The sequence below is a fragment of the Cytobacillus horneckiae genome, assembly GCF_002835735.1.
GTDB classification, from domain to species: domain Bacteria; phylum Bacillota; class Bacilli; order Bacillales; family Cytobacillaceae; genus Cytobacillus; species Cytobacillus horneckiae.
Genome location: NZ_PISD01000008.1, coordinates 179,023 through 204,616, shown reverse-complemented (window position 1 = coordinate 204,616; position 25,594 = coordinate 179,023). Strand labels below are relative to the sequence as shown.

The 25,594-nt window shown below is 36.3% G+C and carries 27 protein-coding genes and 1 riboswitch; of the genes, 7 read left to right on the top strand and 20 right to left on the bottom strand.

The window, feature by feature from the left end; genetic code table 11:
* Window positions 1-156: 156 nt before the first annotated feature.
* A riboswitch (cobalamin riboswitch) is annotated at window positions 157-372 on the bottom strand.
* Between the two features lie 433 nt (window positions 373-805).
* The 5 genes from CWS20_RS04160 (at window position 806) to CWS20_RS04140 (ending at window position 4,739) form a co-directional block, all read left to right on the top strand.
* Window positions 806-1,519 (top strand): cytochrome c biogenesis CcdA family protein, encoded by a 714-nt coding sequence (locus CWS20_RS04160; RefSeq protein WP_083957444.1) that lies wholly within the window; start codon window positions 806-808, stop codon window positions 1,517-1,519.
* 16 nt (window positions 1,520-1,535) lie between these two features.
* Window positions 1,536-2,231, top strand: a complete 696-nt coding sequence (locus tag CWS20_RS04155) for a response regulator transcription factor (RefSeq protein WP_066199907.1) — start codon at window positions 1,536-1,538, stop codon at window positions 2,229-2,231.
* Window positions 2,218-3,291 (top strand): sensor histidine kinase, encoded by a 1,074-nt coding sequence (locus CWS20_RS04150; RefSeq protein ID WP_066199910.1) that lies wholly within the window; start codon window positions 2,218-2,220, stop codon window positions 3,289-3,291. Before CWS20_RS04155 ends, CWS20_RS04150 begins: the two co-directional genes overlap by 14 nt.
* A 250-nt stretch (window positions 3,292-3,541) precedes the next feature.
* Entirely contained in the window at window positions 3,542-4,153 is a 612-nt protein-coding gene (locus CWS20_RS04145) for a hypothetical protein (RefSeq protein ID WP_066199912.1), read from the top strand.
* Window positions 4,146-4,739, top strand: coding sequence for a peroxiredoxin family protein (locus tag CWS20_RS04140; protein ID WP_083957445.1), 594 nt, complete (start codon window positions 4,146-4,148; stop codon window positions 4,737-4,739). The genes CWS20_RS04145 and CWS20_RS04140 overlap by 8 nt, the downstream gene beginning before the upstream one ends.
* A 527-nt stretch (window positions 4,740-5,266) precedes the next feature.
* Here CWS20_RS04140 and CWS20_RS04135 read toward each other — a convergent pair.
* Window positions 5,267-6,088, bottom strand: coding sequence for a MerR family transcriptional regulator (locus CWS20_RS04135; RefSeq protein ID WP_066199915.1), 822 nt, complete (start codon window positions 6,086-6,088; stop codon window positions 5,267-5,269).
* 86 nt (window positions 6,089-6,174) lie between these two features.
* Here CWS20_RS04135 and CWS20_RS04130 point away from each other — a divergent pair, with 86 nt between their 5' ends.
* Window positions 6,175-6,606, top strand: a complete 432-nt coding sequence (locus CWS20_RS04130; protein WP_066199920.1) for a GNAT family N-acetyltransferase — start codon at window positions 6,175-6,177, stop codon at window positions 6,604-6,606.
* Window positions 6,607-6,955: 349 nt separating this feature from the next.
* Complete coding sequence (locus CWS20_RS04125) at window positions 6,956-7,387, top strand: CBS domain-containing protein (RefSeq protein ID WP_066199922.1); 432 nt, start codon at window positions 6,956-6,958, stop codon at window positions 7,385-7,387.
* Window positions 7,388-7,498: 111 nt separating this feature from the next.
* Here CWS20_RS04125 and CWS20_RS04120 read toward each other — a convergent pair whose 3' ends face one another.
* The 19 genes from CWS20_RS04120 to CWS20_RS04035 all read right to left on the bottom strand — a co-directional run bounded on the left by CWS20_RS04120 (window position 7,499) and on the right by CWS20_RS04035 (window position 25,545).
* Window positions 7,499-7,936, bottom strand: a complete 438-nt coding sequence (locus tag CWS20_RS04120) for a CHRD domain-containing protein (RefSeq protein ID WP_066199925.1) — start codon at window positions 7,934-7,936, stop codon at window positions 7,499-7,501.
* A 715-nt stretch (window positions 7,937-8,651) separates the two neighbouring features.
* Window positions 8,652-8,921 carry a hypothetical protein gene (locus CWS20_RS04115; RefSeq protein WP_066199927.1) on the bottom strand — a complete coding sequence of 90 codons (270 nt, stop codon included), beginning with the start codon at window positions 8,919-8,921 and terminating at the stop codon, window positions 8,652-8,654.
* Between the two features lie 48 nt (window positions 8,922-8,969).
* Window positions 8,970-9,233: a hypothetical protein gene (locus CWS20_RS04110; protein ID WP_066199930.1), complete on the bottom strand. Its 264-nt coding sequence runs from the start codon at window positions 9,231-9,233 to the stop codon at window positions 8,970-8,972.
* Window positions 9,234-9,774: 541 nt separating this feature from the next.
* Window positions 9,775-9,984, bottom strand: a complete 210-nt coding sequence (locus CWS20_RS04105) for a hypothetical protein (RefSeq protein WP_066199933.1) — start codon at window positions 9,982-9,984, stop codon at window positions 9,775-9,777.
* 290 nt (window positions 9,985-10,274) lie between these two features.
* Window positions 10,275-10,451, bottom strand: coding sequence for a hypothetical protein (locus tag CWS20_RS27895; RefSeq protein WP_157090551.1), 177 nt, complete (start codon window positions 10,449-10,451; stop codon window positions 10,275-10,277).
* A 57-nt stretch (window positions 10,452-10,508) separates the two neighbouring features.
* A complete protein-coding gene (locus CWS20_RS04100) occupies window positions 10,509-11,000 on the bottom strand; it encodes a hypothetical protein (protein ID WP_066199936.1) in 492 nt (163 codons plus the stop codon).
* A 219-nt stretch (window positions 11,001-11,219) separates the two neighbouring features.
* Window positions 11,220-11,561, bottom strand: a complete 342-nt coding sequence (locus tag CWS20_RS04095) for a transporter (protein WP_066199938.1) — start codon at window positions 11,559-11,561, stop codon at window positions 11,220-11,222.
* A gap of 391 nt (window positions 11,562-11,952) precedes the next feature.
* On the bottom strand, window positions 11,953-12,849 hold the full coding sequence (locus CWS20_RS04090; protein ID WP_066199940.1) for a sulfurtransferase: 897 nt from the start codon (window positions 12,847-12,849) through the stop codon (window positions 11,953-11,955).
* Between the two features lie 312 nt (window positions 12,850-13,161).
* A complete protein-coding gene (locus CWS20_RS04085; protein ID WP_066199941.1) occupies window positions 13,162-14,346 on the bottom strand; it encodes a NupC/NupG family nucleoside CNT transporter in 1,185 nt (394 codons plus the stop codon).
* A gap of 589 nt (window positions 14,347-14,935) precedes the next feature.
* Window positions 14,936-15,115, bottom strand: coding sequence for a hypothetical protein (locus CWS20_RS04080; protein WP_066199944.1), 180 nt, complete (start codon window positions 15,113-15,115; stop codon window positions 14,936-14,938).
* 100 nt (window positions 15,116-15,215) lie between these two features.
* On the bottom strand, window positions 15,216-16,244 hold the full coding sequence (locus tag CWS20_RS04075; protein ID WP_066199947.1) for an alcohol dehydrogenase catalytic domain-containing protein: 1,029 nt from the start codon (window positions 16,242-16,244) through the stop codon (window positions 15,216-15,218).
* Window positions 16,245-16,277: 33 nt separating this feature from the next.
* Window positions 16,278-17,777 (bottom strand): aldehyde dehydrogenase family protein, encoded by a 1,500-nt coding sequence (locus CWS20_RS04070; RefSeq protein ID WP_066199951.1) that lies wholly within the window; start codon window positions 17,775-17,777, stop codon window positions 16,278-16,280.
* Window positions 17,778-17,830: 53 nt separating this feature from the next.
* Window positions 17,831-19,483: a flavin-containing monooxygenase gene (locus CWS20_RS04065; protein WP_066199953.1), complete on the bottom strand. Its 1,653-nt coding sequence runs from the start codon at window positions 19,481-19,483 to the stop codon at window positions 17,831-17,833.
* 95 nt (window positions 19,484-19,578) lie between these two features.
* A complete protein-coding gene (gene lipP1, locus CWS20_RS04060; RefSeq protein WP_170063570.1) occupies window positions 19,579-20,529 on the bottom strand; it encodes a LipP1 family hormone-sensitive lipase in 951 nt (316 codons plus the stop codon).
* Window positions 20,530-21,007: 478 nt separating this feature from the next.
* Window positions 21,008-22,159: an acyl-CoA dehydrogenase family protein gene (locus CWS20_RS04055; RefSeq protein ID WP_066199958.1), complete on the bottom strand. Its 1,152-nt coding sequence runs from the start codon at window positions 22,157-22,159 to the stop codon at window positions 21,008-21,010.
* A gap of 16 nt (window positions 22,160-22,175) precedes the next feature.
* The gene (locus tag CWS20_RS04050) at window positions 22,176-22,646 is read right to left on the bottom strand and encodes a MaoC/PaaZ C-terminal domain-containing protein (RefSeq protein WP_241198633.1); all 471 of its coding nucleotides are present in this window, start codon (window positions 22,644-22,646) and stop codon (window positions 22,176-22,178) included.
* 63 nt (window positions 22,647-22,709) lie between these two features.
* Window positions 22,710-23,453 (bottom strand): SDR family NAD(P)-dependent oxidoreductase, encoded by a 744-nt coding sequence (locus CWS20_RS04045; RefSeq protein ID WP_083957446.1) that lies wholly within the window; start codon window positions 23,451-23,453, stop codon window positions 22,710-22,712.
* 334 nt (window positions 23,454-23,787) lie between these two features.
* The gene (locus CWS20_RS04040) at window positions 23,788-24,756 is read right to left on the bottom strand and encodes an electron transfer flavoprotein subunit alpha/FixB family protein (protein ID WP_066199964.1); all 969 of its coding nucleotides are present in this window, start codon (window positions 24,754-24,756) and stop codon (window positions 23,788-23,790) included.
* A 24-nt stretch (window positions 24,757-24,780) separates the two neighbouring features.
* A complete protein-coding gene (locus CWS20_RS04035; protein WP_066199967.1) occupies window positions 24,781-25,545 on the bottom strand; it encodes an electron transfer flavoprotein subunit beta/FixA family protein in 765 nt (254 codons plus the stop codon).
* Between the last annotated feature and the right edge of the window lie 49 nt (window positions 25,546-25,594).

The following is a 25,594-nucleotide window of genomic DNA, read 5'->3' as shown; positions in this document are numbered from 1 at the left end:
AAAAATAAAAAAGCATTCCTGACCGGTATATGGGTCAGAAATGCTTTTTTTAATAAGTTAATGAATGACTAAAAATCACCATATCAACAATGAGACATAGAATTAAAATCATTTACATTGAGCATCCTAACCACCTCCCTAAATCCCGTAGGTCTAACGGTGATGTTAAAATAGGCAGGTCTCCTGACTAGAGGCATTCACTTACAGACCTTCCCAGGTATAACCCAGTGGTTTTTCTGAAAGTTTTCAGCATGATTTTACTGATCCCCATTACAGTGGCGAGTCCGTGTCGGTATCTAACCGAACTTCCCTATTATGCAGATAAAAGCTTTTTCATTCCTTCTATCGTGCACCTATTTCCATATATATTTAGTTTTAAAAAAATACAAAAATGAAAGATTCATTTTCTTTATAGTAAATTTGCAGGTTTTTGATAAAGAAACTAAACACCTCTTCTATTATAAATAAATTTTTAAATAGAATCTTCCTTTTTATTAGAAAACTTAAATTTTTTACCGTTGCTTTCTATTAAATAAAATTCCTATTCATTTTACCTACACCTAATATTTAGTAAGTATTGAATTGGTTATTACACAAGGTTCTTTAATATAAGCTGTCATTCTTCTGCCAATTCAAGTCCTATTACTTTCGTCAACTTAGCGTAACAAAAATTCTTTACCCCTCACTCTTTAACTACATTCCCATGCCACTTCTCTATTCGTTCATATGTTCTAAAGTTATCGATTTATCTTAATCAAAATTTAACAAATAAAAATTAAACTATTTGAATAAAGGAGATGTTATTATGAATGACATTGGTATATTTTTCGCCTTAGTAGCAGGTATACTATCTTTTTTCTCTCCATGTGTGTTTCCGCTTCTACCTGCCTATATCACACATTTAACAGGTGGAAAAATTGAGGAGGGAAAAATACTTTTAAATCGTAAAAGGCTTTATATTCGTTCATTTGGTTTCATCGTCGGTTTTAGTTTAGTCTTTATCGCACTCGGTGCCTCGGCAAGCTTTATCGGCAAAATATTAATGGATTACCGTATCATTGTTATGCAAATTGCAGGTTTTCTTATCATTATTTTCGGTTTGCAGATGGCAGGTCTTTTCCAATTTAAATTTCTTATGAGGGAAAAAAAAATAGAAACCAAACAAGGGACAAAGAATGTGTTTAGTTCTGTTTTACTCGGAATGGCATTTGCTTCCGGCTGGTCACCTTGTGTAGGACTTGCACTCTCGTCTATCCTGCTGTTGGCAAGCTCTTCAGACACATTAAATCAAGGCATTTACCTATTAAGCTCATACTCTCTTGGAATGGCTATTCCATTTCTCGTCATTTCGATTATTGTTTCTTATTCTCTTAAAACGATCAAAAGGATAAATAAATATTTAGGAAAATTATCGTTTGTAAACGGTATGATTATGATTGTTCTAGGTTTTTTTGTATTAAGCGGACAAATGCAAAAAATAAGTGCCTGGTTGGCATCATATAGTTTATTTCAGTTATAGAAAGAGGCGTAGCAAGATGGTTAAAAATCAGCATAGTCAATCTGTGCTAGTGGTCGAAGACGATCAAAAGGTACGAAATTTAATTAAAATATATTTACTAAGAGACGGCTATGAAGTAATTGAAGCAAGTGATGGATGGGAAGCAAAGAAAAAAATAGAAACACTGCATCCATGTATTTTAATACTTGACCTCATGATTCCAGGTATTGCAGGTGAAGAAATATGCAGATGGGTAAGAGAGGACATGAAAAGCAATATGCCAATCATCATGCTTACTGCTAAGGCATCGGAAAAGGACAAAATCAATGGTTTTAAGCTAGGAGTCGACGATTATGTAGTTAAGCCCTTTAGTCCTGAAGAATTAATGTTCAGAATTGAAGCTGTTTTAAGGAGAGCTGCTGCAAGATGCGGGATATTGAGAATTGCAGGATTTACGATAAAACTAACGGAACGCCAAGCTTGGATTGACGGTGAGAAGCTTGATTTAACTCATTTTGAATATATCATTCTTCAAACTTTCATGCAGCATCCTGGACAAGTTTTAGCAAGAGATCAGATTCTTGCTTTTATTTATGAAAACGATGAAAAAGTGGTTTCAAACAGAACAATCGATGTGCATATTAAGCATTTACGAGAAAAAATCAACAATAAATCACCTAAAAATTATATTCAAACAGTAAGAGGAATGGGGTATAAATTTGTGGCTCAGTAGAAAGTTGTCCAACCTTTTATCAAGACTCGTCGCACTTAATAGTATTGTCATCGTATTTGTCATTTTGTTAGCAGGTATATCTGTTAAAGATTATGCCTGCTTTTTGGTTAACTCAGAGCAAGTCATCGGCAAGGAACTCGTTGATACATTAAATAATTTCCTTTGGAAAATCGGCTTATTCTCTTTTGTGATCGTAGGGTTATTTCATTATATTACTGTAAAAAAGATTATCGCACCGATTAAAGGCTTGTCTGATGCAGCGAAGGAAATTAAGGAGGGAAAGACTCCAAATAAAATAGAGGTGAACACCACCGGAGAAATAAAAGAGTTAATTGAAAGCTTTAATTCAATGACTACCACGCTAAAATCCGTACAGGAACGACGAGATGAAATGCTGCGAGATATTGCGCATGAGCTGCGGACACCACTAACCAATATCAATGGATACCTCGAAGCTTTGCAAAATAATGTAATTGATGGGAACCCTGAATTATTTGGCTCATTACTTGAAGAATCACGTCGAATAACAAGAATTGTCGAGCTCATTACAGAATTAAACTCATGGAGCAATGGCCATTATTTTATTGAAAAACAGTTTCATCCATTAAAAATTAACAATTTGTTAGAAGAGTCAATCCTATCTTTTCAACTGAAACTTAATGAGGAATTTAAAGAAATAAATATTCATATAGACGAAGCAGACATTGTTGGCAATCAAGACGGCATTACTCAAGTTTTTACTAATATTCTTCAAAATATTATTGATTATAACTTAGGAGACTCTCTTACTATTAACGCGATAAAAAATAAAAAAACATACACAATTACATTTTTACATGAGGGTCAATATATTCATCCTGATAAGAAAAAGCTTATATTTGAACGCTTCTATCGATTAGAACAATCACGAAGTACCAAGACTGAAGGTGCCGGACTTGGTCTCGCTATAGCTAAAGGAATTATTTCTGCACATCAAGGCCGTATTGGTCTGAATACCGATGGAAACAATCATTCTTTTTGGATAGAATTCCCTTTGGAAACGGATAAGTGCCAAAGTTAGTTTTTTTTCAATCTTAATCATTCCTTAACATGATACAACTATACTTTATTTGAATGAATCCACTATGAATCGATTGTTGAAGGTAAGGGGGACCTGATGAACTTTAAGAATTGAATTAAAGACTATGCAAGACATTGTAAAACGCTCGTTTAAATATTCTTCACTACTAATTATTTTCAAGTATTAAATATTTGCAAAATAGTTGATTGATCTATTAGCGAAAAATTAGTTTTTCAAAAGGAAGATTGCCATGAATTATTTACAAGTTGGAAATCTAACTGTTCCTGCCACCTGGATAGCTGTTCTTGCTGCTCTTATCCTTGCCAATATTTTAAACAGGTTATTGGGACATAAAAAAGTAAGTGATTGGTATGGGAATAGCTTTTTTCTTTATTTCGTTATATGGAAATTAAGTTACATTCTATTTAATATAGAAATGTTTATAAATGTACCGCGCTCTATAATTTACTTCAATGGCGGAGTGAATGGGCAGTTGCTTGCATTGATATTCCTTTCTTTCTACTTACTATTCATTGCGCCAAATAAATATCCATCTTTTCACATTGAAAGTCCTAGAATTTTTCTGCTTTTCTATTTCAGCTATGAAGTTATATTAAATATTATTGTAAAAGATTATCTAGGTTCACTCATTCTCTCTTTACCATTAATTACTTTACTTTTTATTCTTAAAAACAGAAAAAAGCTAGTGTCCAGCCAATTATTGATATTGCTTATGCTCTTAGAAATTTTATTCATTAGCTTATTTGGGACGCTCCTCTCCATAGAGACATTATCATTCATTTGGATAGGAATCATTATTTTTATTATTAGTAGGAAACAGGGGGATCAGTTACTTGAGTAAAAGTATAATATCTGCTGCAATAGTTTTATTAGCTCTTAGCATCGTCATTGTCAATATTTATAAGTTATCACCAACCGAAAGAACGAAAGAAACGGCAAACTCTTCAACTGAAGAGAGTGTAGTTGTAAATGAAAATATTAATCAGGATGGGCAATTAAGCGTACAAGAAGGTTCGCCTGCTCCAGATTTTGAATTGACGACATTAGATGGGGATACGGTTAAATTATCTGACTATAAAGGTAAAAAAGTTATTTTGAATTTTTGGGCATCATGGTGCCCACCATGTGTAGCTGAAATGCCTCATATGCAACAGTTTTACGAAGATAACAAGGAGAATGATATTGAAATCGTTGCAGTAAACCTAACCAGCTTAGATAAAGGAATGTCAGAGATAAAAAAATTCGTTGATGAAAATAATCTTTCATTTACAATCCCATTAGACAAGGATGGAACGATTGGTATTCAATATGAAACCTTTTCTATTCCAACCAGCTATATTATTGATTCAAATGGAATTATTATAAAAAAGATTGTTGGACCAATGAACGAGGCAATGATGGAAGACTTAACTAAAAACATCGATTAAAAAATGCTGAAGGGGTTTAATTTTAACCAGTGAGATAAAGTGAAACTTCTATCAGTGGGGGTTTTCCTTCAGCCCCACTGATTGTTAGTTGAACCTATCGGGCTTTTACGGGCAGTTATCCCCACCTATGCTTCTTCGATTCATCTAAGCTTTGATGCGGGGATTTTACTGCCCGTTAATCTGCGATAAAGTGAAACTTCTATCAGTGGGGGTTTTCCTTCAGCCCCCACTGATTGTTAGTTGAACCTATCGGGCTTTTACGGGCAGTTATCCCCACCTATGCTTCTTCGATTCATCTAAGCTTTGATGCGGGGATTTTACTGCCCGTTAATCTGCGATAAATAAAAACACCTTAAGTATTCATGTATTGTTGTACCGTAGAATGACTTGGAGGTGTGTTTTCATTGAAAATTGTTGGAAGCTTGAATAGGCTAGGAGCAATAAATCTATTATACGATTTGTTTTCTATTATAAAATTAATAAGTAAGAGACGAAAGTTAATGTGAGCAATCCCCCTCCTCTCTTCTTTAAATTACATGAATCTTTATTTTAGTTACATAATGTTCCTCACGATTTTTTACAACCATATCATAGATGTATTCTTCAAAAACATACTCTCCTAATGTGAAATTTAATTGTTTCATCTTTGAAAAAAGTTTGTTATATGTATTTTGTATTGTTTGCTCCTCCCCAATATGATAGCCAACAAGGAAAGTTCCTTTAACCGTTTGAAAATACTGATATCCTTTCTTTGGATTAGGCTGCTCCATATATAAATAACTATAATTAGTATATTCACCGTTTATTACTTGCTCTCGTTTAGTCATTCCACCTATTGGATATCCGGTATCAAGTTGTGAAACATACAATTCATCAATAAAATCGGATACAACCTCTACAAATTCATCATCAGCTATATTCTCAATATTTTTACTAAGATAGAGTGCAGCTACAGGAAAATGTTCAAGTGTAATTTGATGAAAATCGATATAAGACGCTTCCTCCATTAATTTAATTTTTGCGTCTATAATGTTTTCATTCATTTCCAGCTTGAGCCGTCTTTTCACTATTTCTTCTTTTTGAGTGTACATTAAAGATAAGAAAGCCTCAGGTGACTTATTTTGCATATATTGTTGAATTTCTTTTAGCGACATGCCGAGATCCTTTAACAAATCAATCATATTGAATAGCTCTAATTGACGAATTGAATAATAGCGGTAGCCTTTATCACTTTTTAATACTGGTGATAAAAGCCCGATTTGATCGTAATATAAGAGCGTTTGTTTGTTTACTTTGCATAGTTTTGCAAATTCACCTGTTGTAAAAAATTTCACATTCGTTTCATTCAATTTGTTAAACACTCCCTTGACTATATAGTTACTATATACCATAAAATGAAATGGTAAACAATATTTTATAGAAGGGTTTTGACATCATGTCTAGGGAAATTCGGGATATCACAAGCTCGAATGAAAAAGAAATCTTATCATTAAACATTACGAAGGAACAACATCGTTTTATTGAGCCTATCTCACAATGTTTAGCAGAGGCTAAGGAGGATAATCGTTATGTTCCTTTAGGTTTATATAAAAATGACAAAGCAGTTGGATTCTCAATGTATGGTAAATTTGAAGACCAAGTTTGGCTAGATCGTTTTTTAATTGATAAGCGCTTCCAAGGAACTGGATTAGGGCAGTATTTTATGCAAAAGCTAATCGAGTTTTTAAAAAACAAGTTTCCTACTAATAATATTTATTTAAGTGTATATGAAAATAATAAACGTGCGATTAAATTATATAAGAAATTAGGGTTTATTTTCATTAACGAAGAGGATGAAAACGGTGAAAAAGTAATGAAAATGAAATAAGTAGAGGCTGACAATAAAGGAAAATTTTCATTTATTGATTAGTTAACTAAACGATTTGGGTCAGCCAGAAAATATTCCTGGTTGACTTTTATTAATTGGTAGCCAAAGTACATGTGCCCAACTAGGTGAGCTAAGAACCGTTCAGCTTAACCTTTCTCCATGCAGATAAGCCTTTCACTGCACGATTCCATTATTGCAGCAAAAGGGGAAAAAGTTAGGTATACTTCAGTTTTTATACCTCTGACTTTTCTAATAACCACTCAAAGCAGACCTTTCCGGAATAATTCACTAATAACTTGGAATAATATCAGAAGTTTAAAATTTTATTATTAAAAGGAGAATGATTCATATGACTAATGTAAGTGAAATTATGACTAAAGATGTAAATGTATGTGCACCGCATGATTCAGTAGAAACTGCAGCAAAAATGATGCGTGATATCGACTGTGGTTCTATCCCCGTTTGTGAAGGAAAAAAAGTTGTCGGGATGATAACAGATCGTGATATTATAATAAATTGTGTGGCTGATGGGAAGGATACCCATGATACTCATTGCCATGATTGTATGACTACAGATGTAATTACATGTGATCCGACAACTGATGTTCACGAATGTGCTCGTTTGATGGCCGATAATCAAGTTCGCCGGATTCCTGTTGTAGAAAATGGTGAAATTGTCGGCATTTGTGCGATTGGTGATCTTGTGAAAATGGACATTTATGTAAACGAAGCCGGGGATGCTTTAAATCATATTTCAGAACAGAATCATTTCAATCATTGAGAAAACAATGAGTTCGTTCCCTTCCTATTACACGGAAGAAGGAACTAGATAAGGCTGATGACAAAGGGAGAGAAAGAGCCAAGGCGCTTTTTCCCTCCCGATTTATTGCTTTTAATATTCACAACATCTATCATGCCTCAGAGATTTGATTTGGCCGCGAATTTCTCCATCTGGATACTGAGCCGTATGGGCATTGACATATGTTTTTCCATCTCTCATAAGGTCTATTAACTTCGATAGAGGTTCACCCTCTAAAGGCCCAACAAGATCATTTGCAGTTATGATTCCTTCTACAACTCCTTTGTTAACACTTATATCAGGGTCAACAGGACCGAAGAGAAAGGCGACAACAGGACCATTTTCTCCTCTTCTACCTAAATGAATATGTCCTTGAGTAAAATTGTTCAGTTTATTTACTGTTAATCGAAAACCCATTCTTCTTTCATTGCTGCTAACTTTAAATTTAGCAAGGCCGAATGCATTTGTACATACAGGTGGAACCTCTTCAGAGCCGCTTAACTGTGCAAAAAAACGTTGATGATTATTCAATTTTCATCCTCCTAAAATTATCACATGGTTTAATATATTTTATTTAATGGAGAATGTTTTGATTGGACTAGTATCATGGTGCAACCTACTAAACTTTTGACAAGTTTTCGAATAGCAGACTGCTTGTAAAAGTAAAATTTCCAGCAGTAGAGGTTTTTCTCCATCTCTTCTCTCCACTGATGGTTAACCCGCAGGATGCCAGGACGTGGCGCATTTAATCTGAGTTGTTCTGATAATCGGGCCTTCACGGGCAGTTGAACCCACCCTAAGCTTCTTCGGTTTCTCTAATCTAATCTTTGAAGTGTGAGTCCTACTCCGTTCATCTGTGATAAATTGGTCCAACCTTGTGCAGCCTTATGATAAATTCCTAAAAAGTTGCCTTAAAATGTCCATTTAAGTTGAGATAAACCAAAGTCTATCATATGATAAAGTATTTTTATAAAAACTTAAAAAGCCTGTTCCTCACAATAGTGTGAAACCAGGCTCATAAACTGAAACTTCCAGCAGTGGGGTTTTCCTTCTTTCTTCACTGATGGTTAGTTTGGTCCGCAGGATACGGGTCACTCAGACGTTGCTACGGGATATGACACATTTAGTCCGAGTTCTGATAATCGGGCTTTTTCTGTTAGATATCCCCCATCTAAGCTTGATTCCTCTAATCTTTGGTTGAGGGTCTTCTACTGCCCGTTAATCTGCGATAATTTTTTTGTTTTTATTAATATTCTATTTCATCATAATCTTTTGGAGTAGGTACTGGCTGCCCGTTTTCCATGTTAGTTATATCATTAATTGTTTGCAGTTCCTCTTGTCTCTCTTTATTAACGCTTTGATTCTGTTTTTCTTGTTTTTTCATTATATATACCCCTTTTTCATCGGGAATTTGTTTAATAAATTCTGTAGGGCTTGATGTTCCTTTTTCTTTAGCTTTTACAGCAGAGAATAGATCATATCCTCTTACTGTAAAAGCTAAACGATATTTGTTCAATCATACTTACAATTTTTCATGTTGTCTGCTGACAACACCAAAGTCCTGTTAATTATCTCGGTTGTCTTCATCATTCATATCTTGTGGATCTTCTATTACATCTTCTGGGTCAGGATCATTATCATTTTCATCGTCTTTTAACATGTTATCATCTTCGTCTACCCCAGGTATATTTTCATCTCCATTATTCCCGCCTTGTTCACCATTCTGTTCATTTTCTGGAGGCGGATTTTGATCATTGTTTGCCGCACAACCTGTGATTAGCATGAAGGCAAATAGCGTTACTAATAATTTTAATAAGTTTTTCTTCATTTTTCCTTACTCCTTCCTAATTAAGTTAATAACACTTCCTTAGCTTTTGTAATGAAAGTTTTTTTATACTAGCTTTGGTAATGGATGAGTATAAAAAAACGACAACAAAGAACGTTGAAATGATTTCAAAAGGAATATTTAATTGGGGAAAGACCATACTAACTTTGGCATGAGAAATTTTTAGCATGCTCCTTTCAAGAGAAGATACCTTCAGATATTGTTTTTGAAGGTTTCTTTATTTTTTGCCTTAAGTTAGGATGAATTCGATCAAGCGATACTGTCCGCGCCACGCTTTAACGACATGATTGATCATTTCAGGAATGGTCTCGCATCTTTTTGTTATAACTACGGATGTACCCCTGTAGGACTGCTTTATCTGCCCATCGCACCTATAGAAAAGGTTACGTTACTTTAAAACCCTCATTTACATCAGTAAATTAGGTCATTTAACGTCCAAGCTAAAAAATATGGAAATGACGGAATAAAAATAGCGCCAACTTCTCTTTAATAGAAATCGGCGCTTCGTTTATTAGCTATCCAGTTAGCGTGACGCTTTTGGCGGTTGGCAAACATCACATTTACGTTGGTGATTATTTTTAAATTTCTTAAATGTTTTTTCAAAATTTGTACCACAATCACATTTAAATAATAATTTTTGAGAAAAACCATGATATTCAGTCGTTAGCAATTTGCTTTCCGAGTTGTTCTCAACAAATTCTTTAATTTTTCCAATCGTCCATCGTTTATTCATTCTTATACCTCCAGATTTGATTGCTAAGCGGAGGCTTTTCTTGGCATCCGTTCATTATCATAATTATCCTTAGCTACTCATTATAGCATGAGCTGGCACACAATTAAACAGACGATTTATTTAAATGCTACAGGAACCATACATCATGGTTAACCTTGAATTAATCCAAAACTAAATAAAAATCCTCACCATTCTTTCTGATATAAATGCAGTTTACAAATCAATGCAGCCATACCCGTTACTTTCCTGCTTGTCCGCTACTTCAAATCTCTCTTCAACCCGCAGAGCGTTTATCTTCCTTCAATGATTTCTTCTTTTAGAGACACAGCGATATCACCGCCTAAGTGTAACTCCTCACGATGTGCAGTAAAAAGCAGCTCAATTATTCTTATCTTTCTTAAAGAATAAGCTAATCGATATGAAAGTGATAATTGATATTGCTTAAATTCACCTATAGAAAAAATCAAAAAAAAAGAAACGACCTGCCTTTATTTAAATAATTTACCGGTCATTACCCGTTCAATTTAACACATTACAATTATTTTATAGGGAGTCGTTTGTGCTGGAATACTCATTGTCGTAGGACCATAGACAACTATTAAATTTCTATTTGTAGGATTTGCTGTAAAGGCTTGCCCATTTTTCAATACAATTGAAGTAGATGGAGCAATATTTAATCTTAGCTTGCCATCACTACTTTCTAACTGACTGTTAAAATAGTCTACCTTTACATTTTGATACGGGATATTTTTTGTCATAACGATTGCTCGAAATTGCGGCGGAAAAATGAGCGGAGCTGGTGCATCTGCATCATAAAATCCAGTTACCTTATCCCCAATTGCTACCATTACCTGGTCAATAAAGTAAGTATCTGGTGTCACCACAAAATTTACTATAGCTCCATATCCATTATCTACCGACATCAATTTATTGCACCCTATTGATTCTTCATTTAGTCCTGTCATAAAATCGCTAATCATAGTAATGGTACCATTAAATGGTTGGAAGTTTGCCATATTGACCCCTCTACTTTAAATAATTTTTATATTTTTAGGCAGCACTTGCAAAGGTAGCGACAACCTTACATATTTCCTAATCTAATTCTGGACCCCTTAATTAAGATTAATTTATATTAAGGGGATTGATCTAAAAATACGGATCTTCAACTAAATATGTGCCGAGCATCTAACTAATAAGGCACAATAATCATTCATTTTAAATGGCAGTAATTTTCATTAAAAACATGTAAATGAGACAATTTGTCTTGTATCAATACCAAAAACGGTCCAAAATCTACCAGTCCACCTAAATCCAGCAACAGACCTTGGCCCTACGAAAATTGGAAAGAACCAGAAGCTTTGACCATTAGTCAGCCATATATAGGTATTTCGAAATAAGCATAGCGAAATCGCTCCTGGATCAACAGCAAATGGTGAGGCCGTTGCTTGTTGTGGAATAAATGCTGGTGGAGGAGCTGTTGGAGCTTGTGAACTTGATGGTCCAGGTAAACCGAGAAATTGACGTTCATATGGTTGATTATAGTTTATATATGGGAAATACATAGAATGATCATACATGAAAAAACTCCTTTTTCACTTTTTAAATAGCTGCCTAAAGTAATATATGTTGCTCTATATTGAACCGAAACTTATCCACAGCCCAAATTAAAATAAGGTTAGGTTAAACGAAATGCTATTTTAACCATCAGGTATCACTCTCTTTAATTTTATTTGAAAGAAAATTTCATTTTATCAATCTAACTACTTTTGCATACAGCTTCCCTTTAAGCTGCATACTTCCTTCGAAAAATGGATGCCTCCTTATGTTTTTATTAAATCTCTTTTGGACTGCCGTTTTGTAGCCAGAAGAGTGAAATACATGAAAAATCCGCAGAGAAGTTGATAGAAACTTCACTACGGATACTCATTTTTTCGTTATTATGGATTAATCTTATATACCTTATTTATATTATCCTTCACTTATAACAAGCGGTGCGCTTTCATCCTGTACCCACTCTGTCATTGATCCATCATAAATGGCTACATCTTTACGGCCTAATGTATAAAGGATAAATGCATTCCATGTTGCCGCGATTCCTCCGCCACAGTAAGTAATTACTTTCTTACGTCTATTAAATACATCCGTAGGTTCGAAAATGGCGCGTAGTTCTTCTTCTTTCTTTATTAGCAGCGAATCATGATCTGATAAGTCAGCAAAATAAACATTTTTACTGCCTGGAATATGTCCAGGACGTCCGTAAGTGTTAACCTTGCCGCTAAATACATCAGGTGATAAGCAATTCATTAAAATCGTATTACGGTCTTCAATTGCATTTTCAACATCGCTTTTCGTAGCCAAAAGCTCTCGTCGACGTTCTCCAGTAAAAGTACCTCGTGGATATTCTTCAATACCCGAATTCACGTCTCGACCTTCCGCTTTCCATTTTCTAAACCCTCCATCAAGGATAGATACATGTTCAAATCCTTCAAAACGGAGTTGCCACCATACTCTTGATGCCCAATCTGATGCCGAATTTGCTGATCCAACTTCAGCAATGCGATCATAGATAACAACATGATTTCCGTCACCAACACCTAGCTTTTCAATATGATCAACAAATCGTTCACGGGAAGGAATCGTAAATGCCTTCTTATCATTTGGGTCAGCTAATTCATTAACGACATCTGCATGAACCGCACCTGGAATATGTTCTTGTTCATAAGCGTCACGTCCATTCGTTATCGAATAAAGGCCGTCACCAGATGGAAGTTTTAGAAAAGTCGTTGCATCTAGTATTCTTAAATTTGCATCATCTAAATGATCAGCTAACCATTGTGTAGAAACAATTGGTGAAATGTTTGTCATTATGAATCACTCCTTATTTTTTGGCTCAAATATAACATTACTCCTATAAGTTTACAAGGAATTCAGCTTGTTTGCTTTTGATAGAATGGCAGACTTCACTATTTTTCATGAAGTGGATGATCGAGCTTTATGAACTGTTTCCATATTTGCAATTTAAAGCAACAAACGGCATGATAGAATAACTTTAGTACAAAGCTGATAAAAAAGAAAAGAACATTATCCAAAGCATATCCTTTAAAGGATAATGCTTTGATAATGTTCAATTGAAGCATGATTATCAAGTTTATTTAAAGTACACCTGACTTGTTATTCTTAGCTAAATAAGCCTACCATCGTTGCCGACAATACGGAAGCTAACGTGGAAGCTAACAGCATTTTCAGACCAAAATTGGCAACAACCCTAGCTTTTTCACCATTAACCGCTTGAATGGATCCACTAATAATTCCAATAGAACTAAAGTTGGCAAATGAGACTAAGAAGGTAGAAACGATTGCAACTGTTTTCTCTGTTAAATCTGGAATCATCGGTTGCAGCTGAAGCATGGCAACAAATTCATTTGTAGCTAATTTTGTACCCATGATTGAACCGGCAGTCACAATTTCACTTGCTGGAATACCCATGATCCAAGCAACCGGTGCAAAAACATAGCCTAACATTGTTGTTAAATCCATGCCGAAAACTCCGTCAAATACTGCATTAAGCAGGGACATAAGCGCAATATATGCAACTAGCATAGCAGCAACAATTAATGCAACTTTTCCGCCATCAAGTGCCCCATTAGAGATTGCTTCAAAGACTGACTTCGTTGACGATATTTCTTTGATATTTATCTCTTCATCTTCTTCAGGTTTAATTGGCGCAATGATGGTAGCTACAATTAATGAAGACAGTGCATTTAAAATCATTGCCACTAAAACATAATTTGAAGGGATCATGGTCATATAGGATCCCATAATGCCAGCTGAAACGCTTGCCATTGCAGATGTTGAAATAATGAATAACTTGTTATCATTCATTTTATCAAGGTGGGCTTTAATCGCTAAGATTGATTCACTCTGACCGAAAAAAATAGAGTTTATTGAATTGAACGTAACAACCTTTGACAATCCAGTAATTTTCGCGAGCGTCCCTCCTATGTATTTAATCGCAAACGGTAATACTTTGATATGCGTTAGGATAGATAGTAAAGTTGATGTAAAAATAATCAACATCAGTACATTCATAAAGAATACGGATGTACCCTCCGGAATGAGTCCACCTAGCACAAAGTCAATTCCGTCATATCCAAAATTCAATATTGTTGCTACTAGATTTGAAACAGCTTCAACAACCTTTAACCCTATCGTCGTTTTAAACATGAATAGAGTAATTAGTATTTGCAGAACAATCATAACGATGATTGCCCTGAAATTAATGTTCTTTTTGTCATTAGACAGCAAGAAACCAAGGCCTAGGACCAATAATATCCCTAAAATACCTATAAAAATGCTTACCATGTATGTTTCTCCTTCGATGTTGTTATTAATAATGAAAATAAGCAGTTAACTTGGGAAGGTTAACCGCATAAAAAGTCATTACCCCACTCGCATTCAACAATGCTAACAGAAGATTATTCTAACAGAAGAACATCTCTATATCAAATAGGAAATAACTGAAATGAATAAGCTTAGTACAAACATCTGTCCGATTTGGATTTATTGGAGGGCATTACTATTTTGAGCATTAATTAAAGAAAACATACTGGAATCAGCTTTCTTATGTCCGAACTTTTAACTTTTATAGTCTAAGGATTCAACTTATGTAATCCTATTTTTCAAGACATAAGAACTTTAGTCTGCAGATCGGTTCATTAATATAAAAGATAAACTTACCAGATTAGTTACTTATATAATAACAAGAGAAAAACATCCCGATATATTCAAGAATTTAAACTGTACACTAAATAGGAAAAGTAAACTTGTATAACGATATTATTTGATGGATTCCTACTGAATATTATCAGGTATTATCACTTATGTTACTATTGTTCTCATCTTGTAGATGCTTCACCATATCTAGCAAACACGAACGATGAAATGAAAAGGTTTACTTTTCATCATTTAATCTACTATCTGTTCTCTTAACATTGATATATCGATTACATAGATTATCTAATTGATTCTGATATTCGGCTACAAGATGATGATGTTCACCAAACTGCTTACGGGCTACATTCATATTTCCTTTTATTGATTCATATTCATCAACGATTTTTTTCAAAATCAATATAATCCCCCTCTTCTTTACCTTTTTAAAAACTGTTAAACCTATATCAGGAGTAAAAATCATTATAGAAACAATGATCTGGTTCAATAGCTATACGATATTATTCGAATTTTGTCACAACAAATGTACCTGAAAGAGCATTTCGGCTCATACTTTCAAAAAGGCTGTTCACTTCAGAAAGGGATACTTCACGATTCACCATTTTTCCTGGTGTAAGCTTTCCCTGTGAAACCAAAGGAAGTAAAGATGAAAAACGATGAACAGGCATTCCATAGGTAGAAATAAAACGAATCTCTTTCTTGAGCATCTCATTGACCGGAATTGAAACATTCCCACCTTCGTTTGAAATGATTCCCCCTTGCAAGTGACGTCCATCATTTTTTAAACTGCGGATTGAGTTAACACATGTTTCGGAATGCCCTAGTGCATCCACGGAAACGTCTGCTCCGCCTCTCGTGATTTCCATTATTGCATTAACGGGATTCGTTACACGGCTATTAATGGTATAATTAGCACCCATCTGCTTTGCTAACTCGAGGTTAGCATCATTAATGTCAACGCCGATTATATGGGCCCCCATCGTGGATGCGATGTTTATCGCGGATAACCCGAGACCACCACACCCATAAACGGCCACCCACTCTCCTGGAAGAACCTGTACCCGATCAACCAGCCCATGATAGGCAGTCATGAATCGACAACCTAAGGCAGAGGCATCAAGAAAATTCAGGTCTTCTGGAAGATGAATCACATTGCGATCACCTTTTGGAATAGCCACGTAATCTGCATAGCCACCATCATAGTTTGCACCTGGCGATAAGCGAGAGTCACAAAGATGTGACTTACCGCCGAGACAATGTGGACAAGTTCCATCACTGCTTATAAATGGCACAATTACCCGATCTCCCTTTTTAAATCGAGTCACTTCTTTGCCCACTTCTTCGACTACACCGCTAAATTCATGTCCCAAGATGCGGTTTTCCGGCTGCCCATGCATCCACATATGCCAATCACTTCGGCAAACTCCATTTGCCATTACTTTAATTACGATTCCATCCTTATCAGGTGTTGGATCGGGAACATTTTTAACCTCACACCTCTGTTTATCTACTAGTACTAGTGCTTTCAATATTATTCCTCCTTCAAAATAGATGATTTGAGTTTAATCCAGATTAATTACAACACTTTTCGTTTTGGTATATGCTTCAATACCTGGATAACCCATTTCTGCACCAATCCCGCTCTGTTTATATCCAGTTAAAGGAATCGCATTATCCGATTTGAGGTAGTTATTTACCCAAACGGTTCCTGCTTCTAATGTATTAACAACCTTAAAAGCTTTGGAAATATCTTTCGTCCATACACCAGATGCCAGTCCATATTCAGTTAAATTAGCTCTTCTAATTACCTCATCTATATCCTCAAATGGCATGATACATAAAACTGGTCCAAATATCTCCTCTTTAACAGCTATACAGTTTTCATCCAGATTAATTAGTATTGTTGGCTGCAAGTAATTTCCACCTGCTAACTCGTCACCCTGTAAAGTATTTCCTCCTGTCAAAACTTTGGCCCCTTCTTTTTTAGCAGTTTTAATATAATTTTTTACTGTTTCAAGATGCTGTTTAGAAACCAGCGGCCCCATCTGTGTCTTTTGATCTAACGGGTTGCCTACTTTCATCTGTTGCGCCATTTCAACTAATTTTTCTGTAACTTGGTTATACACCTTTTTTTCTACATAGAGTCGGGAACCCGCCATGCATACTTGACCCTGATTGGTAAACATCCCCATGAAGGAGCCTTTTATTGCTTTATCGATGTCAGCATCTGCAAAAATAATATTCGGCGATTTCCCTCCTAATTCCAATGTTATATTTTTCAACGTTTGAGAAGAGTTCTTCATAATTCCTTTCCCAACAACCGTTGAACCAGTGAAGCCGATTTTATCTATATCGGGATGGCTGGTGATAGCTTCCCCAATAACCCCTCCGGAACCGGTTACAATATTTACTGTCCCGTCAGGGAAACCTGCTTCCCTTATAAGCTCACCTAATAGCAATGTTGTAAGGGACGTTTGCTGGGAAGGCTTTAAGATAATTGTATTTCCTGCAGCAAGGGGGGCTGCTAATTTCCAAATTGCCCCAAGCAAAGGAATATTCCATGACGTAATTTGTCCACAAACCCCTATTGGCTCCCTTTTTGTGTATGCATGGACGTTTCCCCCATTCGCAAAAGGTATCGTATCACCGGTTAATTTAGTGGCCCAGCCTGCATAATAGCGCAGATGGGCGATTGCTGAGGGAACAAATCCATAGCGAGAAAAATTAATAGTTATACCGCCATCAAGCGTTTCGAGATAGGCAAACTCTTCTGAATGAAGTTCAAGCAAATCAGCCAGTTTATTGAGGAGTTTCGACCTTGTTGCAGGAGAAGTAGTTGACCACGGTCCTTTAAAAGCTGACCTTGCAGCACGAACTGCACGATCCACATCTCTCCTTTCCCCCTCATAAATTTTAGCAATGACTTCTCCATTTGCTGGATTAATAGATTCATATACTTTACCAGAAAGAGAAGGAACCCATTCACCATTAATGAACATTTTCTTTGTGCCAGAAAGAAATTTTGCTACGTTCCCCTGATATTTATCTAATAATTTTGACATTTATTATTCATCCCCTATCTTTTTGAATTTAACCATTTGACACGAAATCCCTTTTATAAAACTGTATCTCTAGCGGGGGTTAATGAAAAACCATCATAGCCCCTGACAGCTATCTCATCACATTTCTGCCGGTATGCTTGTACACCTCCAATATAAATGAGGAAGCTACGCGGTTTACCTTCAATATTGGCACCTGTGTACCAGGAGTCTGCCTTGGTATATAGAGATTGGTCAGCCAACTCTTTGCAATGTTTACTCCATGCTTCTTCCGCGTCTATATTCGCTTCAATGGTTTCCACACCCTTCTTACGAAGATATTCAATGCAATCACCTATCCATTCAACATGCTGCTCGATCGATACCGGAAGGTTGCTGAGCGCGGAGGGACTCTGCGGACCAGTAATCATAAACATGTTCGGGAATCCAGCGTTAGCGATTCCTAGGTATGTTTTAACCTTTGCTCCATTAACCCATTTCTCCTTTAGAGACAAACCATCTTTACCTCGGATATCTATCTTAAACAATGGACCTGTCATCCCATCGAAGCCAGTAGCAAAAACAATCATGTCAAGTTCATACTCATGTTCTGTTGTTCGGATTCCATTGGGCGTGATCTCTGCAATTGGTGCGCTTTTTACATCTACCAAAGCAACATTTTCACGATTATATGTCTCATAATAATTAGTGTCCAGAACCGGTCGCTTTCCGCCGTAATAATACTTCGGCTTAAGTTTCTCTGCCACCTCTTGGTCGTTTACGATTTCACTAATCTTAGAGCGGATGAATTCTGCCGCTGTGTCGTTGGCTTCTGGGTTTACCATCAAATCATTGTAGGTAACTTGCATTGAAAATCCACCTTTTTCCCAAACTTTCTCGTATTCCCGCTGGCGTTCCTCTAGGGTATCATCCAGAGCTGAACGATTATTAATCAGCGTATCAAGATATCCACCCTTAGAATTTCGAGTATGATTCCGAATCTTGCTGTAGTTTGCTTTAGTTTTACTGATGAACTCAGGGTCATAGGGATGGTTTCTGGCAGGAGTACAGTACCCTGGGGTTCGCTGAAAGACGGTGAGGTGATCTGCTTCCTGGGCAATGATTGGGATGGATTGAATACCACTTGAACCTGTGCCTATAACTCCAACACGCTTACCCTTGAAGTCTACCTTTTCATGAGGCCAATTTCCTGTGTGGTACCAATCTCCCTTGAAACTATCCAATCCCTTAAATTTTGGTATATTTGCGGTTGAGAGGAATCCTATCCCTGAAATGAAATACTTCGCCGTTAAGCTAGTGCCCTCTTCAGTTTGGAACCTCCACCGTTTATTTATCTCGTCATAATGAGCAGCAATTATACGTGTATTGAATTGAATATCACGGCGCAAATCTAATTTATTGGCAACAAAGTTAAGATAGCTCAGTATTTCTTCCTGTTCCGGGAATCTAGAAGTCCATGTCCATTCCTGTAGAATCTCTTCAGAAAAAGTATAATTATAAATGATACTATCCGAGTCACATCTCGCTCCGGGATAGCGATTTACATACCATACACCGCCTACATCACTATTTGACTCGAAAACACGGGTGGAAAGTCCTGCTTCACGTAAACGGTGCAGCATGTATAACCCTGAAAATCCTGCCCCGATTACAATCGCGTCGAAGTCGTTATTCTGATTTGTCTGGTTATATTTTTGATTAGCCACCATAATCTATCTTCCCTCCATAAATTCAAAAAACTTTTTGTTTAGAAATTACAGCATTTTCTTTATATAAGGACCAATAATATGTAAGCCCTTTCACACTAAGCCTTGTTTTTCATCGTTTGTTCTATTTTATTTAAATATTCAGCAATTCTAGAAATAGATGCTTTTATACGAACAGGAAACATCGCCATATTTGTAAAATAGCCGTGTACTAACCCTTGTTCACAAATCAATTTCACCTTAACTCCTGCTCTCCTAAGGCATTCTGCATATGCCAATCCTTCATCTCTAAGTACATCATTTTCTGCAGTGATCACAATAGCTGGCGGGAGATTACTTACATCATTCGCCATTAATGGTGCAACATATTTATGACACTTTTCCTCATCATTGTTCGTATAATGATTGCCAAACCACATCATCAATTCTCTTTCCATACCGAATCCTTTTTGAAATTTCTGGTATGACTCAGTGTCATAGCTCAGGCAGGTTACCGGATAAATTAGAACCTGAGCTGCAATGGCTGGTCCGTTTTGTTCCTTAGAGATAAGTAACACGACAGTGGCAAGGTTTCCCCCTGCACTATCACCACCTACTACTAGATTAGATGCGTCGCCATTAATGGCAGAGTGATTGTTACTTACCCATTTCAATGCTTTATATGAATCTTCTACCGGAACAGGAAACTTATACTCAGGTGCTAACCGATAATCCACGGAAACTACAATCCTGCCAGTTCGATTTGCAAGCATTCGGCAGGTTGCATCAGATGTTTCTAGATTACCTAATACCCAACCACCGCCATGATAGTATATAAAAAGGGGAAATGGACCTTGCCCCTCAGGTGTGTAAATTCTAATTTTAATTTCAGCATCCTCTCCCACACAAATCTGGCGGGTTTCTACTTTTTCGAGCGGCGCAAGCTCAACTACTACTGGGGGTGCGTTTGCAAATATTTCTCTTACTGCCTTTGGCTCCATCAAATGTAGTGCAGGCAATTTATTATACATTTCTAAATATGCAATGGCATTTGGGTCTAAATTTTCCATCAGTCCACTTCCTTCCTAAAGGCGATAATTTTTACGTTTAACATTTCAAATAACTTTATCTCCTCCTTAAGGGCGTCGCTTAATTTTTAAATTATTTGAATCTTTACACTTGTATAATAATTAACTTTTGCCATTTAATAAAGTTTACATATGAAAAGGTACATTAAGTAAATATTATGGATAAAAAGCTTTAAGGATTCAGTGTAGCTGCCATTGCCTCTTTTCGTTCAGTTGCCTTTAACAAATACTTATTGACATTATCGTTTCGCGTATTTTAATAATAGCTACTATTCTTTCCTCTAATTCAAGAAAACATTTATTCTACCTGTGTTCTCAGCGGATAAATAATTCTTTTTATTTAAGTTACTCAGGAAAAATGGACCTTAAATTGCAGTAATTAATGTCAAAAGATGTTCCGTTTTTTCGAATTTGCTAGTCCAAAAGATTTCTTAAGGACAAATTTTTTAAAAAAACCATTTTATTTAAATGCTGAAATTCCTAAAATTTCTCTACCGATGATTAGTTTTTGAATCTCATTTGTTCCTTCAGCAATCGTAAAATATCGAATATCACGGTAATAGCGTTCAACGGGGAATTCTTTCGTGTATCCATAACCACCATGAATTTGAAGTGCTTCTTCAGCAACCTTTAATACATTTTCAGTTGCAAAGTATTTTGCCATTGAGCATTCCACTTTGCATGGTTTTCCCTGATCTAATAAATGGCTGGCATGAAGACCAAGTAAACGCATTGCGTTTGTAAGTGTCACCATTTCACTGATTTTTGCTTGTATTAGTTGGAAACCTCCAATTGGTTTGCCAAATTGGATACGTTCTTTGGCATATTTTACTGAAGCGTTAATACATGCTTGGGCGATTCCAGTAGATATAAAAGCGACCATTGCCCGTGCGCTATTCAGGAATTTCAGCCCCTGTCTTAATCCGTCCCCTACTTTTCCAAGTAAATTTTCTGCTGGAATTTCGCAATCTTCAAAAATCAACTCTGCAAAAGGACAGCTGGTGGTTCCCATTTTTTCAATAGGTTTAGTTTCATAATGAGATTCTCCTTTTTCTACTATGAAAGCAGCAATTCCCTCATTCCCTTTGGACTTATCCGTTTGTGCGATGACAATACCGACTTCACCTTCTACACCGTTCGTAATAAACATCTTTGAACCATTGATAATCCACTTATCTCCTCTTAGTTCTGCTCGTGTTTGAATGCTGGAAGTATCCGATCCAACATTAGGTTCCGTTAGAGCAAAAAAGCCAAATTTTTCTCCCTTTAACAAAGGTTCTAAGAATCTTTTTTTTTGATTTTCAGTTCCATATTCATAGATATGTGTCAAAACCGAATTCGTAAGCCCGACAGTTGCACGTAAGGATGGCCAAACTCTTGATAATTCTTCAATCATAGTAAAATAGGTTGTATAATTTAGCCCTAGACCCCCTGCGTTTTCTGGAAGAAGGCCTCCTAAATAACCAAGAGGCACTAATTGTTGAACAATCTCTTTTGAAACTGCTTTTCCTGATTTTTCATAGCTATCTACAATTGGAAGTATATCCTTATCCAAAAATCTTCTAACGGTATCTTTTATCATCATTTGCTCATCAGACAATATTAGAGCCATTTCATTTCCTCCTTATTTATAAATTAGTATTACTTCTTTTAATCAACATGGGGGTCGTTCCCTCTTGGATAAGCTCTCCTCTTTGATTCACTACTTTGCGATTAAAATATACAATTCCCCTATCAGGCTTACTTGTTTCTTCTTTTGATACAATTTCAATTTCAAGATGTATAGTATCTCCGAATTTGAGCGGACCTAGAAATCTCCAAGAATTAATCCCCAAAAGTGCTAGAAGGGATGACGCCATTTTCCTATTTAAGTCCGTCCTCGTAAATAAGCCAGAAGCGACAGTCAATCCAAGAAGCCCATGTGCAATACGTCCACCAAATATGGAGTTGTTCGCATACTCATTATCAACATGGAGAGCATTATAGTCACCAGACAAGCCAGCAAAATTTACTACATCTGTTTCCGTGATAGTTCTAGCAGGAGATAAAAAGCTTTCTCCAACTACAAAGTCGTCAAAATACATGGTCTCCTTTGACATATTTCCCCTCCTCATTTGTCGATTTTTCTATCTTTTTTTATCAGGTTATTTTTCTGAATTTATTTAACCAAACCTTCCGCCAGAGACGTGTAATATATCTCCTGAAATATAGTCCGCCTCTTCAGAAGCAAAAAACAATACCGCATTGGCCACATCTTCAGGTAATCCAATTCGCGGTATTGGTGTATCCTTCTTTTGTAAGTCTTTAATTTTTTTATATTTCGGATGGCTCTTTAGTGCATCAGTTTCAATCAGCCCAGGTGCTACAGCATTGACATTAATGTTATTTTTACCCAATTCTTTTGCTAAAGATCGTGTTAGTCCAACAATTCCTGCCTTTGCAGAAGAGTAATTTGCTTGACCTGGATTTCCTAGATATGCTCTCGATGAAATATTTATAATTTTCCCGTAATTTTGATCAACCATATACGCAGAAGCATATTTTGAACATAGAAAAGCGCCTTTAAGACAAACATCGATAACTTTATCCCAATCTTCCTCTTCCATATCTTTGATGCGCGAATCCTTCAAAACCCCTGCATTATTAACGAGAATGTCAATTTTCCCATAAGCTTCTATTGTTTTTTCGACAATATTTCTTGCATCCACTGAATTAGATACGTCGCCATCAACTGCGATTGCCTTTCCCCCGCTATTGTTAATTTCCAAGGCAGTCTCTTCACATGTTTCCTTATTCAAATCTGATACTGTAACTAAAGCTCCTTCTTGAACTAATTTTCGTATGATAGACTTACCGATCCCTTTTCCTGAACCAGTAACGACTGCTACTTTTCCTTGAAATCTCATATATATTCTCCATTTTTTTTTGACGTATGAATAAGATATTTCTTCTTACATAGCCTTGATTACTACTTCCATTCCGATATCACCGGCAATCAGTTTAGACATGGCAGACTGAAGCCCATATGAAAATCCTCCGTCCATGCCAAAAGCTTTATAGTTTCGTTTCCCATCATCTCATTTCATTTTCTCCCAATATATCCATTTCACATTACAATAGATGTATTAGGATAAATAATTTTTAAGCTCCTTAATCCTGCTTTTATGTTGCTGTTGGTTTACTTACTAAGCACTAAAAAAATCTAAATAATTGGGCCTGCAAGATAATAAAGTATATTGTTTAAGAATTAACAAGTACTTTTTTGAATTCTTCGGTAAGCAACGGAACCACTTCGAACAAGTCACCAACAATTCCGTAGTCTGCCACCTGAAAAATAGGCGCATTCGGATCTTTATTAATAGCAACAACAATTTTAGCGTTTGACATTCCTGATAAATGTTGTATTGCACCCGAAATCCCACAAGCGATATATAAATCGGGTGTAACTACTTTACCTGTTTGCCCTATTTGCAGAGAATAATCACAATATTCAGCATCACATGCACCCCGGGAAGCACCTATCGCACCATTAAGGACATCCGCTAGTTCCTCGAGCGGCTTAAAACCTTCTGCCGATTTAACTCCGCGGCCACCCGAGATGACTATTTTCGCTTCTGATAGATCTACAACTCCTGTCGAAGTTCTCACTACTTCTTTAACAATCGTCCGTATATCTTTGATTTCAACATTTAAACGCACAATTTCAGTTGTTCCATTAATTTCTTTCATAGGGATATTATTCGGACGCACAGTTGCAAATGGGATACCAGATACTACTGTCTTTTTCTCAAATGCTTTTCCGGAATAAATAGGACGAGTAAAAATTACAACATCATTAACAACTTGAACATCAATCACATCGGATATTAAACCAAGGTCATAACGTGCAGCAATGCGAGGTGCAAGATCCTTTCCTATTGCTGTATGAGGCATTAGAATTGCTTCGGGATTAACCATATCAATTATTTGTTGCAATGCCTGCGAATACCCTTCAGTGATGTACATATCTAGCTCTTTGTTGCCAACAATATATATTTTTTTTGCTCCATGTTTACCTAATTCATTTGCATAATATATCGCTTCGTTGCCAATAGCGACTGCTATGACTTCCCCGCCATCAGCTAGGCGATGAGCAGCAGACAGCATTTCAAGGGATACTCCCCTTAAACTTCCATATTTAGCTTCTGTCAAGACGAGTACTTTTTTCATATCCGTTTATTCCCCCAGAATTGTTTATAATACCTTTGCTTCACTTCGAAGAAGATTTGCTAATTCACTTACTTGATCCTTTATTTCCCCAATCAGGATACGTCCAGCATCTTTCTTCGGTGGGAAATACGTTTCCGTCACAACGGTCTTTGCATCTATATCATCTTCGAAATCAAAATCGTCAATCTCTAATCTTTCGATTGGTTTTTTCTTCGCTCTCATGATTCCAGGAAGCGATGGATATCGTGGTTCATTCAAGCCTTGTTGCGCAGTTGCAAGTACCGGGAGTGAAGATTCTACCAATTCTTTATCCCCTTCCACATCCCGCTCAATTATGACTTGATTTCCATTAACCTCTATATAAGTAATAGTCGTAATTTGTGGAATATCAAGTTCTTCAGCAAGGCGAGGCCCTACTTGTCCAGAACCATAATCAACTGCCATATTTCCACCTAAAATAAGATCATATTTCCGACCTTTAATTACAGCCGCCAGAACTTTGGAAATGCTGTGCTCATCCAGTTCTTGGTCTTCACTATCTACAATGATTGCTTTGTCTGCCCCCATAGCAAGTGCTGTTCTGAGAGCATTTTCTGAACGTTCTGGGCCGATAGTGATAACCGTTACTTCGCCGCCATGTAAATCACGTAACTTGAGTGCTTCTTCAATTGCATATTCATCGTAAGGATTGATGATGAAATTAACACCATCTTCGCAAATCTTTCCATTTTGTAGTGTAATTTTTTCTTCTGTATCAAAAGTTTGTTTGATTAATACTAAAATGTTCATTTATCAGATTTCCTTTCTCAACAATCTTTTTCTACAACATTATTAATCT